Origin of the sequence: Mycobacterium attenuatum (genome assembly GCF_900566085.1) — a bacterium.
GTDB lineage: Bacteria > Actinomycetota > Actinomycetes > Mycobacteriales > Mycobacteriaceae > Mycobacterium > Mycobacterium attenuatum.
In genome coordinates this window covers 31561-44762 of record NZ_UPHT01000032.1, presented here as the reverse complement: position 1 = coordinate 44762, position 13202 = coordinate 31561, and the positions used below count along the sequence as shown (strand labels likewise).

Here is a 13202-nt window from a genome sequence, read left to right as displayed (position 1 = left end):
GTACCGCGCCACCGCTAGGCCAACTTTGATCCGCTGAGCTCCAGGAACCGGTGATAGCGCTCTTTGGTCGGGCCGATCCACTCCGGACGGGGTTCGACGGTCCGCTCGATCGAAGCCCAGCGGGCGGCGTCGGCCACCGTCGATTCCAGACCGGCCGCCATCCGCGCGAGGAAAGCGGCGCCGAGCGCAGCTCCCTCGGCCACGCGCGACACCTGCACCGGCCGGCCGGTCGCCTCGGCGATGGCCTGCATCCACGGCTGGACGCGGGTGCCGCCGCCGACCGCGACCAGACGCAGGGCCGGCGCCCCGCTCATCTCGATGAGCTGGCGAACCACGAACCCGGATGCCTCCAAGGCGGCCCGCCGTATCGACGCGGCGTCCTGGGTGAGATCCAGGCCGTGGAGCAAGGCCCGGCGGTCGGGATCATGCAACGGTGTCCGTTCGCCGCGAATGTAGGGCTGCCAGACCGGTACCCGCCGCGGGTCGGCGCTGGCCGTATCAGCTTGTGCCACAAGATGATCCACCCAATCGAGGAACAAGCCGCCCGCGTTGCTGGCTCCGCCGATCTGACTCTTGCCGGCCGCGGTATGCGGAATGGTCCACAAGCCGGGCACCTGCCGGGCCTCGGCGATGGTCGTCCACACGATCAGCGTGGTGCCACACATCACCAATACGTCGCCGTCATGGTCGGCACCCGCCACGATCTGCTCGCACAGGGCGTCGATGGCGCCGGTCCCCAGCACCGCGTCAGTCCCGTGCACCTGACCGATCGCCGAGCCGAACGTTTCGACGCGCGGCATCTGCTCCACGCTGGCCCCGCAGTCGGCGCACGCCGCCGGGTTCCAGCCGGACCCGTCGAAAAGCGGCAGACCCGTGATGGCCGTGGCGAAGTCGATCACCGCCGCACCCGCCAATGCGTAGTTGGCCACCGCGGGAGCCGGCCAGTAGCCGGCCGCGCCGGGCGCTTCGGCGGCCGTCCAGCGCAGAAATTCGGCGGCTTCACCCACTGCCGGCAGGGGCTGTTGGGCCGCACCGGGTGCGCGGCCCCTGCTGTCGCCGTACAGCAGCCCCGGGGTGAGGGGCCGGCCGTCGGAGTCGACTGCGGTCAGCGAGGGCACCATCGCCGAAACGGCCACCGCTTTCGCGGCGGCAGGGGCGAGTTGGTGCAGGGCTGCCAACGGGCCCCGCCGCCATGCCTCGTCGGCGTCGTGCTCGAGCCGGTCGGAGGCCGGCACCCGCAGTCGATGCGGGATCCGCACTCGCGCCGTCACGTTGCCGTTCTCGTCGGCGACCACCGCTTTGACCGCCGTGCTGCCGATGTCGATGCCCATTGTGACGGCTTCGCGTGACACGGGCGCCACGGTACGCCAGCATTGGCATACGTGACGTCTCGACCGCGCGCCCTGGTAACGGCCCCGCTGCGAGGACCGGGACTGGCCAAACTGCAGCACCTGGCCGATGTCGTATACGACCCCTGGATAGACCCGAGCCCGCCGCGCATCTACGACGCCAAGCAGCTAGCCGAACGGATCACTGCCGAAGCCGCCGATATCGTTGTGGTGGAAGCGGATTCGGTCAGCGGGCCGGTGTTCGAGCAGAGATCGCGAGCCCTGATTGCCATAGCGGCCACCCGCGGGGATCCCAACAACGTCGACATCCCCGGCGCCACCGCGGCCGGCATCCCGGTGCTGAACACCCCGGCCCGCAATGCGGATGCGGTTGCCGAGATGGCGGTGGCGCTGCTGCTGGCGGTCACCCGCCACGTCCTGACCGCGGATGCAGAGGTGCGCTCGGGCAACGTGTTTCGAGACGGCACGATTCCCTATCAACGGTTCCGCGGCTGGGAAATCGCCGGGCTCACCGCGGGACTGGTGGGTCTGGGCGCGGTGGGCCGCGCCTTGCGATGGCGACTCGCCGGGCTGGGTTTGCGAGTCATCGCCCACGACCCGTACAACGACCAAGCTCGCCACGGCCTCGACGAGCTGTTCGCCGAATCCGACGTCATCTCCCTGCACGCGCCGGTCACCGACGAAACTGTGGGCATGATCGGCGCCGATCAGTTCGCGGCGATGCGCGACGGCGTCGTCTTCCTCAACACCGCCCGGGCGCAACTGCACGACACCGATGCGCTGGTAAACGCCCTGCGCAGCGGCAAGGTGGCCGCAGCCGGCCTGGACCACTTCGCCGGCGAATGGCTGCCGGCCGATCATCCGCTGACGGGCATGCCCAACGTGGTGCTCACGCCGCACATCGGCGGGGCAACGTGGAACACTGAGGCCCGGCAGGCGCAGCTGGTGGCCGACGACCTGGAGGCGCTGCTGTCCGGTAACCGGCCTACCCATATCGTCAACCCGGAGGTGCTCGGCTCATGACATCGGTGAGATCCGCAAAATCGGTGGACGATCCGGAGGCCGCGGTGCTGGCGGCGGCCAAGGACATGCTGCGCCGCGGCTTGGTCGAAGGAACGGCGGGCAATATCTCGGTCCGGCGCAGCGACGGCAACATCGTCATCACGCCGTCGTCGGTCGACTACGGCGCGATGGTCCTCGACGACCTGGTCCTCGTCGACCCGGAAGGCGCTGTGCTGCAAGCTAAGCCGGGGCGCTCACCGTCGACCGAGATGCACCTGCATCTGGCGTGCTACCGGGCGTTCGACGACATCGGCAGCGTCATCCACAGCCATCCGGTGTGGGCAACCATGTTCGCCGTCGCCCATCAGCCGATTCCGGCCTGTATCGACGAGTTCGCGGTGTACTGCGGCGGCGACGTGCGCTGCACCGAATACGCCGTGTCCGGTACCCCCGAGGTCGGCCGGAACGCGGTGCAGGCTTTGCAAGACCGCGCCGCGGCCCTGATCGCCAACCACGGCCTGGTAGCCGTCGGACCCCGGCCGGACAAGGTCTTGCACGTCACCGCCCTGGTCGAGCGGACCGCCCAAATCGTCTGGGGCGCAGGCGCACTCGGTGGACCGGTAGCTATCCCCGAGGAGGTGAACCGCAACTTCGCCGGCGTCTACAGCTACCTGCGCGCCAATCCGTTGTAGCCCGCCGACTGTGAACCGTGCGACGCGAAACGCCGCGAAGGCTCCGGGAGATTCACAATCGGCCCAGCTCGCGCCACTGCCGCGGCGAGGCGCCATGGATGCGGCCGAACAGTCTGCTGAAGTAGCCGGGGTCACCCACCCCCACCCGCCGGCCAACCTCGCTGACCGGAAGATCGGTGTCGGCCAGCAAGCCGCGAGCCTCGGCCATGCGGCGCTCCATGATCCACTCGCCGACGGTACGTCCGGTGCGGCGGCGCACGACGGTGGTCAGGTGTCCCGGGGTCATGCCGAGCTCGCGCGCCACGTCGCGTAGCGACAACGGCTCGGCGTGCCGGCGGTCGATCACCGCGAACACCTCGGCCAGCAACGGTTCACCGCTGCGGCGTAGGTCTGCGACCACATCGTCGGCCAGGCGAGCGAGATCGATCAGCAGCAGCGTGAGATGGGCCAGGGCAGCCTGCCGGTAGCCAGCCAGCCGCCCGGTCAGTTCGGTTTCGATCGACCGGATCGCGTCGTCCCACAACGTCCGTCGGGCCACCGGTACCTGCAGCCGCAGCAGCCCGCCCGGCCGACCATGCAGGAACGGGAACAGCAACGGGTGCGCCCGCCACGCCGGCCACGGCGATCGGCCGTCCTCACCGAGCGCAGCGGGATCGAAGAACACCCCGACCCCGTCGTCGGCATCGCCTACCTGAGCGGGGTCGATCACCTCACCGGCGGCCGCCACGTACACCGCGCCCGCCGCGGGCACGTACCACAGTGCGGGGAAGTCGTGGATGTGACGGCCCGGTTCGCCGAGGTCGCCGCGGTCGCCGCCTCGGAACACCGATACCGGCGGGGCACCCGGATCCGCCCGATATTGGTAGACGGGCACGCCGCCGCGTTGCCGGACCACCCGGGTTGGCACGGTCATTGAACCGAAGATAGTCCTACTTTCACCGATGATCGACCGACATTTCAGTGCAACAACGGTTCAGCATGGACACCATGGTCAAATATCATCCACATGACTACCTGCCGGCCGCCGGGCACGACGCGCTGCTGCCCGGCTACGATGTGCTCACCCGGCTATTGGGCATGCGACGCGTCTACGACACTCTCCTCGGGCAGGCCGAACTCGCCGACGGCCAGCACGTCCTGGAAATCGGCTGCGGCACCGGCAATCTCACTATTCGGACCAAACGATCCCACCCCCGCGTGGCGGTGACTGGGTCCGATCCCGATCCCCTGGCCCTCGCCCGTGCGCGCCGAAAGGCGCTGGGCCTCAACGACATCAGTTTCGAACGCGGCTACGCCCAGCAACTGCCCTACCCAGATGGCGAATTCGACCGGGTGCTGTCTTCGACGATGCTGCACCACCTGGATGAGGGAGCGAAAAGAACTGCAGCGAAAGAGGTTTTCCGTGTTCTGCGACCCGGAGGCCGGCTGCATCTGGTCGACGTCGGCGGCGACATGTCCGCGCGCGACGGCCTGGCCGCCCGGCTCGTCATGCGCAGCCGCCACGCGGCTGCCAACCTCGGCGACGCGATTCCGCGACTGCTGGGTGCGGCCGGATTCGACTGCTCCGAGGTCGCCATGCAGCGCCATCGCATCATGGGACGTCTCACCTACTACCGCGCCACCCGACCCGACGGCCCGGCGCGCGCAACAATGGCGGGATGACTGAATACAACGGCGCCGGCACGACAAGCTCCCCGGTGGTTCTCACTCCGGAGGTTCAGCGGGCGGTGTGGTCTTGGGGTGTTGGTCCGGCTGCCCTTGCCGACCTGGCCCGTTCGTGTGGCATCGAGATCCTGGGTCCGCCCCCGGTGGCGTGACCCGGTGCCCTACCGCTGATCGATGGCCACCTTGACGGCCCCGCTCGCACCCTGATCGGCGATCGCGAGGAAGGCCGCCCGCCACCGCTCCAGCCCAAAGGTGTGGGTGAGCATGGGCCTCAGGTCCACTCGGCCGCCTCCCACCAACTCGAGATAGTGGGCGATGGCGTGGCGGCGGATGCCCCCAACTTCCTCGATGCCGAAGGCATTGGAGCCGACCCAGCTGAGCTCTTTGAAGTACAGCGGGCTCCACTCCCACCGCCCGGGCGTGTGTACACCGGCCTTGACCAGCGTGCCGCGCGAGGTCAGCACTCGCACCCCCACCTCGAACGTCTCCGGCTTGCCGACGCTGTCGTAGACCACGTCGACCGCGCCGGGATGGGCTATCGGCAGTCCCAGCAGCGGCTGGCGCAGCCGGCCGCCGCCCCAGGCCACCAGTTCCTCGATGATGGCCAACGTGGTTCGTGGGCAAGGACTTTGGCGACCCCGAACCGTTGGGCGAGTTCGGCCTGTGCCGGGAACCGGGCGACGACGGCCACCGCCACGTCCGGATACAGCTCCCGCACAATGACCAGCGCGCACAACCCGAGCGAGCCGGCCCCGTACACCAGCGCCCGGCCCGAGCGCGGCGGCGGGTGGCGGGTGATCGCGTGCAGCGACACCGAGAAGGGGTCGGCGAACACTGCCGCCTCGTCGGGAACCGCGTCGGGAACGGCGAACAGCATGCTGTCGTGGGCCGGCATCAACTCGGCGTAGCCGCCGGTCCCGTCGGCCGACACCCCGGTGTGGATTCCCGGTTGGATGTCGCCGTCGGCGAAGCTCCAGCACCGGCCGTAGTCGCCGCCGGCACAGGCCGGACACCGCGGCTCGATGCCCCGTGGCCCGCAGGAGAGCCACGGATTGAGCACCACCCGCTGACCCACGTCCAGCCCGCGGGCCTGCGGCCCCAGCTCGACCACCTCGGCGACCACCTCGTGGCCCATGACTTGCGGGAAGGAGCAGAACGCGGCCATCGCGTTCGGCGTCGTGCTCGCCGAAGTCCATCAGGATCTGCTTGGAATCAGACCCGCAGATGCGCCGGTCAGCCGCGGTCGGGTAATCACCCAGTCCGGTCGCAGCAACCGCGACTCGGGTAGTTGCCGCAGCGCGGTGGGGCTGTGGGACAGGTTCTGCGTAAAAGCGTTGGCGTCGCAGGGGACCTCGAACGGCTCCGGCGGCACGCCGTAAACCAATGCCTTCATTGCCAGGTCATCGCGGCCGCGCCGGCGATGAACGCGTCGAGGTCGGCGTTCTTGGCGTCGACGACGTCTTTGAGCGCCATCACCTCGGGCAGGTAGTGCTCGAAGCGGTCGCTGCCGATGGCGGCGACGATGCCCTCGGCCACCAGGTCGGCATCGACCTTGGGCCCCCCATAGAGCGGCACGTCGTTGTCCGGCCGGTCCCAGATCTCGGTGTCCACCGGGCCGGGCTGGACCAGCTTCACCGCTACCCCGCTGCCCGCCAGGTCGACGGCCATCGCCTCGCTCCAGCCGCACAGCGCGAATTTGCTTGCACAATAGGCTGCTTCGCGGGTGATGCCGAGCCGGCCGCCGACACTTGACACGTTGACGATGATGCCGGACCGGCGGGCCAGCATCCGTGGCAGCAGCGCCAGCGTCATCCGCATCGGCGCAAAGAAGTTGACCCGCATCACCTCCTCGACGTCGTCTGGCTTTAACGCGGTCACAGCCCGGCGCTTGGGCATGGCGGCGTTGTTCACCAGCACGTCGATGCCCCCCAGCGTGTGCCAGGCCTGTAAGGCCAGCCGTCCGGCCGCGGCGGTGTCGCCCAGGTCGGCCACCCACATCGCCGACTGCGGCGAGCTCGTCCGGCAGTCGGCCAGCACCTCGTCCAGCCGGTCGCGCCGCCGGGCAATCAGCCCGACCACCGCCTGCTGGGCCGCCAGCCGCCTGGCCAGCGCCGCTCCGATTCCTGAGGACGCACCCGTGATCAACACCCGCCTGCCGGCCACCGCGTAAGACATGATTCAAGGTTGCCGCGCGGGGTCGCCCAAAGCCAGCGCTTTATCCTGGCTTTCGTGGCTAATCAGCATCTGCATCGCTTCATCAGCTCGCTAGGAAAACGCCATGACTACTTTCCCGCCGCGGGCCACGATGCGCTGCTGCCGGTCTACGACCTGGCGGCGCGGCTGCTGGGCTTCGCCCAGGTCTATGAGAAGCTGATCGAGCAGGCCGAAATCGGCGACGGCCACCGCGTGCTGGAAATCGGTTGCGGAACCGGCAATCTCGCGATCCGGGTCAAGCAGGCTCAGCCTACGGCGCAGCTGGTAGGGTGCGACCCCGACCCGCGGGCACTACGGCGGGCGCAACGAAAAGCATTGCAGCTGAAGGGGATTAGTTTCGAGCGCTGTTATGCCCAACGGCTGCCCTATCCCGACGGGGAGTTCGACCGGGTGCTGTCGTCGATGATGCTGCACCACCTGGACGACGCGGCCAAGACCGCGGCGGCCGCCGAAGCGTTTCGAGTCCTGCGACCCGGCGGCCGGCTGCACCTAGTCGACATGGGGGGTGAGCTGACTCATCGCGACGGCCTGGCGGCGCGACTGATCGTGCACGGCCACCACGGCGCCGGCAACCTCGGCGACGCGATTCCACGGCTCTTGACGGCAGCGGGGTTCGACTGCACGGAGGTCGACACGCAGCGGCATCGCGTCTTCGGCCGGCTCACCTACTATCGCGGCACCCGCGTCCCGAGCTGACATCCGGCTTGCGCCCGCGCAGGGTCCCAACGGACTGCTCGGCCGGGACATGGACAATGGGTTCGACCATCCCAGCAACGAGATGCCGGACGGGAACCGCAACTAGACCCGGACAGGACGGACATGGCACGTAGTCACGACGACAGCTGGGATCTGGCCTCCAGCGTTGGTGTCACCGCGACCATGGTGGCCGCGGGGCGCGCGATGGCGACCAAGGATCCACGCGGATTGATCAACGATCCATTCGCCGAGCCGCTGGTGCGTGCCGTCGGGGTCGAGTTCTTCATCAAGATGATGGACGGCGACCTGGACATGGCGGCAATCCAGGACGTGTCGCCGACCCGGGCACAGGCAATGGTCGATGGAATAGCGGTGCGCACCAAGTACTTCGACGAATACTTCATCAGCGCCACCAACGGCGGAATCAGGCAGGCGGTCATCTTGGCATCCGGCCTGGATGCCCGCGCCTACCGGCTGCCATGGCCGGCCGGAACCGTGGTCTATGAGTTGGACCAGCCCCGGGTGGCCGAATTCAAGACCACCACGCTGGCCGGGCTCGGCGCCGAGCCGACCGCGGCGCGGCGCGTGATCCCTATCGATCTACGGGGTGATTGGCCGGCGGCCCTGCGGGCGGCGGGCCTGGATACCTCGGCCCCGACGGCGTGGCTGGCCGAAGGCCTGCTGATCTACCTGCCGCCGGAAGCCCAGGACCGGCTGTTCGACAACATCGCTGCGCTCAGCGTTCCGGGCAGCACGATCGCCACCGAATTCGTGCCGGGCATAGTGGATTTCGACGCCGACCGGATACGGGAGCAGTCGGCGGCGTTCCGGGAGCACGGCATCGACATCGACATGGCGTCGCTGGTATATCCCGGCCAACGCAACCACGTCGTCGACTATCTGAATGCCAAGGGGTGGCGCGCCGAGGGAGTGACCCGAACCGAATTGTTCGAGCGCGCCGGCCTTCCCGTGCCCGACCCGGAAGAAGACGATCCGCTCGGCGAGATCATCTTCATCAGCGCCGTCTTGTCCGCCTAGAAACGCGACTCCCCCAGCCACAACGCGCTGGCACCGCTGAGCGTCTGCTCGATACGTTCGACGACACCGGTCACCGAGCGAATCAGAAGTGCCCCAAGGGCATCCGGTACCGAAGCCGCCGCCGGTCGCGACGACATACGCGGAAGCAGCAGGTCCAACAGCGACGAGCCCGGATAGTTGACCAGACGAACCTCGGTGTCCTCGTCCAGGCCGGCCAGGATTTTCGCGCGCCGCACCGCGGTGCGGAAGCCGCCGAGTTCGTCGACCAGGCCACGCTCGAGCGCATCGGCACCGGTCCAGACCCGGCCCCGGGCCACCACATCGACGGCTTCGGCGCTGAGGTTGCGGCCCTCAGCGACGCGGTCGACGAAGTCGCCGTAGAACAGATCCGCTTCCGCCTCCCGGCGGGCCCGCTGTTCCGGCGTGAACGGCTCGTCTATCGACCAGGCGTCGGCGTTGGCGTTCGTGCGCAAGGTTTCCGACCCGACTCCCAGCCGGTCCTTCAGATCGCGAACCACCAGCTTGCCGGTGATCACTCCGATGGAACCGGTGATGGTGCCGGGATTGGCGACGATCGCGTCGGCCGCCATCGACACGTAGTAGCCGCCGGAGGCAGCGACGGCACCCATCGACGCGACGACGGGCTTGCCCCGGCGACGGGCCCGCTTCACCTCACGCCAGATCGTCTCCGACGCGGTTACCGACCCGCCGGGGCTATCGACCCGCAGCACGATCGCCGAAACCGAGTCGTCGGCTGCGACCTCCCGTAGCGCCGCCGCTATGGTGTCGCCGCCGGCGCTGGAGGGGCCGAACGGAAGACCCTGGGGGCCACCGCGCCCGCTGACGATCGGACCCTCCACGGCGACCACCGCGATCGTCGGCTTGGAACGACGACCGGGTATCGGCGGTACCGGTGGCGCCAGTCGCGACCGTGCCGTGCCGGCATACCGCGCCAGGTACATTCGCGGCGGCTTTTCGTCGGTGTCGACAGAGTCCGACGAAACGCCTTCGATACCAACCAGTTCCGCCATATGAGCGTAGGCCTCGTCGCGGAACCCGATCCGGTCGATGAGGCCGGCGGCCACGGCCTCGTCACGCAACAGCGGGGCCCGGTCGGCCAGCTGGTTGAGCACGTCGACGCCGATGCCGCGCGATTCTGCCACCGCCTGCCACACTTGGTCCTGCAGGCTTTCCAACATCCGGGTAACAGCTTCGCGATGGGCGTCGGTGTACCCACCTTCGGTGAGAAGGTTGGCCGCCGACTTGTATTCGCCCCGGGTGAAGATCTCGGCTTCGATGCCCGCCTTGTCCAGCGCGTCGCGCAAAAACATCGCGTTGCTGGCGAAGCCGATCAGCCCGACACTGCCCGAGGGCTGCAGCCAGATCTCGCGGAATGCCGACGCCAGGTAGTACGAGAGCGTGCCCGGATACGTTTCAGCCCAGGCCACCGACGGCTTGACGGCGCTGAAGGCCGCGATGGCCTCCCGGAGTTCCTGAACGGCGCCCGCCGGCGCCGGCGGAAGCTGGACGCGCGCAATCAGTGCGGCGACCCGTGGATCCTCGGCGGCGCGGTGGATTGCGGCGACCGCGTCGCGCAGGGCCATCGGGCGGCCACCCCCGGACAGGATTGCCAGCGGGTCGAAACCCGTCGTTTCCACCGGCATGGCTCGCAGATCGAACTCGAGCACGCAGCCGTTCGGCACGCCGTGGTGACGCGCGGTGTCGACCCGGTCGGCCAGGGCGCGCACGTCGTCGACACCGGGCAGAAAAGACAGGAAGGCGAACATGTTTACCCAGCGTACCCATAGCCGCCAGGCGCCCACCGTACGGTGAAGGTGTGCGGTTATGCATCGCGATCCCTCAGCTGGACTACGACACCTTCGACACCGCCGGGCTGCGCTCGTATCTGGGTCGCGCCGAGGAGTTGGGCTTTGAAGGCGGCTGGGTGCTCGAACAGGCCGTCGGCGAGTCACCGTTGCTGGCACCGTTGGAGCTGCTGGCGTACTCGGCTGCCTGTACCACGCGGCTAAGGCTGGGGGTCGCTGTTCTGGTGACGTCCCTGCATGATCCGTTGCAGCTGGCCTCGGCGGTGACCGCCGTCGACCGGCTCAGCCACGGCCGGCTCGATCTCGGTGTCGCGGCCGGCGGCGGTTCCCGAAAGTTCGCGGCGTTCGGCGTAGCCAAGGCAACCCACGTCCGGTATTTCACCGAAGGCCTGCAATTGATGAAAGCGGCCTGGTCCGACGAGCCGCGGGTGACATTTCACGGCCGGTTCCGCGACGTCGACGACCTGCCCATCGCGCCCAAACCGGTGCAACGACCCCACCCGCCGATCTGGTTCGGGGGCCGGGCGCCCACGGCGTTGGCCAGAGCGGTGCGCCACGGCGACGCATTCATGGGGGCGGGGTCGTCGACCACGGCCGAGTTTGCCCAAGCCGTCACGGTCGTGCGCGAGGAACTTGCCGGACAGCACCGCGACCCCACGACGTTTGCCATCGGCAAACGGGTTTATCTGATGGTGGACGACGACGCCGACCGGGCGCGCGAGCGAGCCCTTGCCGGGTTGAGCAGCATCTACGGCCGGATGTCCGGGATCGGTTCGGTGTCGGTCGCGGGCACGCCCGACGACGTCGTCCGGGGGCTGAGCGAGGTGATCGGCGCCGGCGCCGAGATGCTGTTGCTCAACGCCGTCGGCCGTGACGTCGCGCAGAACCGCGAACAGATGGAACGACTTGCCGCGGAAGTGATTCCGCGGCTGGGTTAGTTGCGCGAGCAGCCGCAAAAGCCCCCGCACGCTCGGCGTGTCGGGCGCTTTTGCGGCTGCTCGCGGTACTAGAGCTCGGTGGCTGAGCCGCCGGCCGCGGTGATCTTCTCGCGTGCGCTACCGCTGAACTTGTGCGCGGTGAGGTCGACCTTGACGGTTAGCTTGCCGTCACCGAGAACCTTGACCAGAGCGTTCTTGCGAACGGCTCCCGTGGCCACCAGGTCCTCGACGCCGACGGTGCCGCCCTGCGGGAACAGTCGGTTGATGTCGCCGACGTTGACGATCTCGTACTCGGTACGGAACCGGTTACGGAATCCTTTGAGCTTGGGCAACCGCATGTGGATGGGCATCTGCCCGCCCTCGAAGGTCACCGGCACCTGCTTGCGCGCCTTGGTGCCCTTGGTGCCGCGGCCGGCCGACTTGCCCTTGGAGCCTTCACCGCGGCCGACACGGGTGCGCGCGGTCTTTGATCCGGGCGCCGGCCGCAGGTCGTGCAGCTTGATGGTCACTTGGTACCTCCGGTCGCCTCTCCGTTCGTGGACTCCACCTCGACGAGATGCCGCACCACCGCGATCAGCCCACGGGTCTGAGGGTTGTCCTCGCGAACCACCGAGTGGCGAATCCGCCGCAAGCCCAGAGTGCGCAGGCTCTCGCGCTGCTTCCAGCGGGCCCCGATGGTGCTACGCACCTGGGTGATCTTGAGTTGACTCATGGCTGTGCCGCCTCTCGCGCCGCGGCGGCGGCCAGCGCGTCACTTTCGCGCCGCGCCTTCAACATGCCGGCCGGGGCGACGTCCTCGATCGGCAGACCGCGCCGGGCGGCCACTTCCTCGGGACGCTGCAGCATCTTCAGCGCGGCCACGGTAGCGTGCACCACGTTGATCGCATTGTCGCTGCCCAGAGATTTGGCCAGAATGTCGTGGACGCCAGCGCATTCCAGCACCGCGCGGGCCGCGCCACCGGCGATCACGCCGGTACCCGGGCTGGCCGGGCGCAACAGCACCACGCCGGCGGCCGCTTCGCCCTGGACCGGGTGCGTGATGGTGCCGCGGATCAAGGGCACCCGGAAAAAGCCCTTGCGAGCCTCCTCGACGCCCTTGGCGATCGCCGCCGGAACCTCCTTGGCCTTGCCGTAGCCGACACCGACCATCCCGCTGCCGTCGCCCACAATGACCAGCGCGGTGAAGCTGAATCGCCGACCACCCTTGACCACCTTGGAAACCCGGTTGATGGCCACGACGCGCTCCAAGTAGTTGCTCTTATCGCCGTCGCGGCCGCCGCCGCGGCCGCTGTCGCGACGGCCCCGGCCCTCGCGCGAGTCGCGGCTGTCTGGGGCGCCTTGCCCGCCAGCCGACTGTTCCGCCATTATGCGGTCCTCCCGTTCATCAGAAGTTCAATCCGTTCTCGCGTGCGGCATCTGCCAGCGCCGCGATCCGCCCGCCGTAGCTGTAGCCGCCGCGGTCAAATACCACGGTGTCGATGCCGGCCGCTTTGGCCCGTTCGGCGATCAGCTGGCCGACTCGCACGCTGCGGGCTTTCTTGTCCCCGTCCAGACCACGCACATCGGCTTCGATCGAGGATGCCGCGGCGACGGTGGTGCCGTTGAGGTCGTTGACCAGTTGCACGTGAATGTGCCGCGCGGACCGGTGTACCACCAGCCGGGGACGCTGCGGGGTGCCGGCGATCTTCTTGCGCAGCCGTGCGTGCCTGCGCAGCCGCGAGACTCGCCGGGTTGCGGATACGCTCTGCCCCACCGGCTTTCGCGCAGCGGTTTCAGCCTGTG

At 68.6% G+C, this 13202-nt stretch carries 15 protein-coding genes and 1 pseudogene; 7 read left to right on the top strand and 9 right to left on the bottom strand.

Going from position 1 to position 13202, the window contains the following annotated elements; genetic code table 11:
- Positions 1–14: 14 nt before the first annotated feature.
- The gene (locus tag EET13_RS05115) at positions 15–1352 is read right to left on the bottom strand and encodes a xylulokinase (protein ID WP_122441355.1); all 1338 of its coding nucleotides are present in this window, start codon (positions 1350–1352) and stop codon (positions 15–17) included.
- A 30-nt stretch (positions 1353–1382) separates the two neighbouring features.
- On the opposite strand from EET13_RS05115, the gene EET13_RS05110 reads away from it, so the two are divergent.
- Together EET13_RS05110 and EET13_RS05105 are read left to right on the top strand one after the other, a co-directional pair.
- Positions 1383–2372 (top strand): NAD(P)-dependent oxidoreductase, encoded by a 990-nt coding sequence (locus EET13_RS05110; protein ID WP_122441265.1) that lies wholly within the window; start codon positions 1383–1385, stop codon positions 2370–2372.
- Positions 2369–3043: an L-fuculose-phosphate aldolase gene (locus EET13_RS05105; protein WP_122441264.1), complete on the top strand. Its 675-nt coding sequence runs from the start codon at positions 2369–2371 to the stop codon at positions 3041–3043. Before EET13_RS05110 ends, EET13_RS05105 begins: the two co-directional genes overlap by 4 nt.
- Before the next feature lie 52 nt (positions 3044–3095).
- Here EET13_RS05105 and EET13_RS05100 read toward each other — a convergent pair whose 3' ends face one another.
- Positions 3096–3956 (bottom strand): helix-turn-helix transcriptional regulator, encoded by an 861-nt coding sequence (locus EET13_RS05100; protein ID WP_122441263.1) that lies wholly within the window; start codon positions 3954–3956, stop codon positions 3096–3098.
- A 74-nt stretch (positions 3957–4030) separates the two neighbouring features.
- Here EET13_RS05100 and EET13_RS05095 point away from each other — a divergent pair, with 74 nt between their 5' ends.
- The gene (locus tag EET13_RS05095; protein WP_425294223.1) at positions 4031–4705 is read left to right on the top strand and encodes a class I SAM-dependent methyltransferase; all 675 of its coding nucleotides are present in this window, start codon (positions 4031–4033) and stop codon (positions 4703–4705) included.
- Positions 4702–4860 (top strand): hypothetical protein, encoded by a 159-nt coding sequence (locus tag EET13_RS30200; protein ID WP_168991232.1) that lies wholly within the window; start codon positions 4702–4704, stop codon positions 4858–4860. Before EET13_RS05095 ends, EET13_RS30200 begins: the two co-directional genes overlap by 4 nt.
- A gap of 9 nt (positions 4861–4869) precedes the next feature.
- Here the strand turns inward: EET13_RS30200 and EET13_RS05090 are convergent.
- Together EET13_RS05090 and EET13_RS05080 are read right to left on the bottom strand one after the other, a co-directional pair.
- A pseudogene (locus EET13_RS05090) lies at positions 4870–6101 on the bottom strand (zinc-dependent alcohol dehydrogenase).
- A complete protein-coding gene (locus EET13_RS05080) occupies positions 6098–6871 on the bottom strand; it encodes an SDR family NAD(P)-dependent oxidoreductase (RefSeq protein ID WP_122441354.1) in 774 nt (257 codons plus the stop codon). Before EET13_RS05080 ends, EET13_RS05090 begins: the two are co-directional and overlap by 4 nt.
- A gap of 66 nt (positions 6872–6937) precedes the next feature.
- Between EET13_RS05080 and EET13_RS05075 the strand changes: the two genes are divergently transcribed.
- Together EET13_RS05075 and EET13_RS05070 are read left to right on the top strand one after the other, a co-directional pair.
- On the top strand, positions 6938–7618 hold the full coding sequence (locus EET13_RS05075; protein ID WP_122441260.1) for a class I SAM-dependent methyltransferase: 681 nt from the start codon (positions 6938–6940) through the stop codon (positions 7616–7618).
- 123 nt (positions 7619–7741) lie between these two features.
- Positions 7742–8656, top strand: coding sequence for a class I SAM-dependent methyltransferase (locus EET13_RS05070; RefSeq protein WP_122441259.1), 915 nt, complete (start codon positions 7742–7744; stop codon positions 8654–8656).
- Here the strand turns inward: EET13_RS05070 and sppA are convergent.
- Positions 8653–10443 (bottom strand): signal peptide peptidase SppA, encoded by a 1791-nt coding sequence (gene sppA / locus EET13_RS05065; RefSeq protein WP_122441258.1) that lies wholly within the window; start codon positions 10441–10443, stop codon positions 8653–8655. The genes EET13_RS05070 and sppA overlap by 4 nt on opposite strands.
- Before the next feature lie 50 nt (positions 10444–10493).
- Here sppA and EET13_RS05060 point away from each other — a divergent pair, with 50 nt between their 5' ends.
- Positions 10494–11420 carry an LLM class flavin-dependent oxidoreductase gene (locus tag EET13_RS05060; RefSeq protein ID WP_122441257.1) on the top strand — a complete coding sequence of 309 codons (927 nt, stop codon included), beginning with the start codon at positions 10494–10496 and terminating at the stop codon, positions 11418–11420.
- A gap of 68 nt (positions 11421–11488) precedes the next feature.
- On the opposite strand, the gene rplO is transcribed toward EET13_RS05060, so the two are convergent.
- Genes rplO through rplR form a run of 4 tightly spaced genes read right to left on the bottom strand, consistent with a single transcriptional unit; the run spans position 11489 to position 13173 of the window.
- Positions 11489–11929 carry a 50S ribosomal protein L15 gene (gene rplO, locus EET13_RS05055; RefSeq protein WP_122441256.1) on the bottom strand — a complete coding sequence of 147 codons (441 nt, stop codon included), beginning with the start codon at positions 11927–11929 and terminating at the stop codon, positions 11489–11491.
- Positions 11926–12132 (bottom strand): 50S ribosomal protein L30, encoded by a 207-nt coding sequence (gene rpmD / locus EET13_RS05050; protein WP_122441255.1) that lies wholly within the window; start codon positions 12130–12132, stop codon positions 11926–11928. The genes rplO and rpmD overlap by 4 nt, the downstream gene beginning before the upstream one ends.
- Entirely contained in the window at positions 12129–12785 is a 657-nt protein-coding gene (gene rpsE, locus EET13_RS05045; RefSeq protein ID WP_122441254.1) for a 30S ribosomal protein S5, read from the bottom strand. Before rpsE ends, rpmD begins: the two co-directional genes overlap by 4 nt.
- 19 nt (positions 12786–12804) lie before the next feature.
- Positions 12805–13173, bottom strand: a complete 369-nt coding sequence (gene rplR, locus EET13_RS05040) for a 50S ribosomal protein L18 (RefSeq protein ID WP_081260668.1) — start codon at positions 13171–13173, stop codon at positions 12805–12807.
- Between the last annotated feature and the right edge of the window lie 29 nt (positions 13174–13202).

Excerpts from the sequence above, each read along its gene's own strand:
- EET13_RS05105 (WP_122441264.1), top strand. The coding sequence starts at position 2,369 with ATGACATCGGTGAGATCCGCAAAATCGGTGGACGATCCGGAGGCCGCG.
- EET13_RS05100 (WP_122441263.1), bottom strand. The coding sequence starts at position 3,956 with ATGACCGTGCCAACCCGGGTGGTCCGGCAACGCGGCGGCGTGCCCGTC.
- EET13_RS05095 (WP_425294223.1), top strand. The coding sequence starts at position 4,031 with ATGGTCAAATATCATCCACATGACTACCTGCCGGCCGCCGGGCACGAC.
- EET13_RS30200 (WP_168991232.1), top strand. The coding sequence starts at position 4,702 with ATGACTGAATACAACGGCGCCGGCACGACAAGCTCCCCGGTGGTTCTC.
- EET13_RS05070 (WP_122441259.1), top strand. The coding sequence starts at position 7,742 with ATGGCACGTAGTCACGACGACAGCTGGGATCTGGCCTCCAGCGTTGGT.
- sppA (WP_122441258.1), bottom strand. The coding sequence starts at position 10,443 with ATGTTCGCCTTCCTGTCTTTTCTGCCCGGTGTCGACGACGTGCGCGCC.
- rpmD (WP_122441255.1), bottom strand. The coding sequence starts at position 12,132 with ATGAGTCAACTCAAGATCACCCAGGTGCGTAGCACCATCGGGGCCCGC.
- rpsE (WP_122441254.1), bottom strand. The coding sequence starts at position 12,785 with ATGGCGGAACAGTCGGCTGGCGGGCAAGGCGCCCCAGACAGCCGCGAC.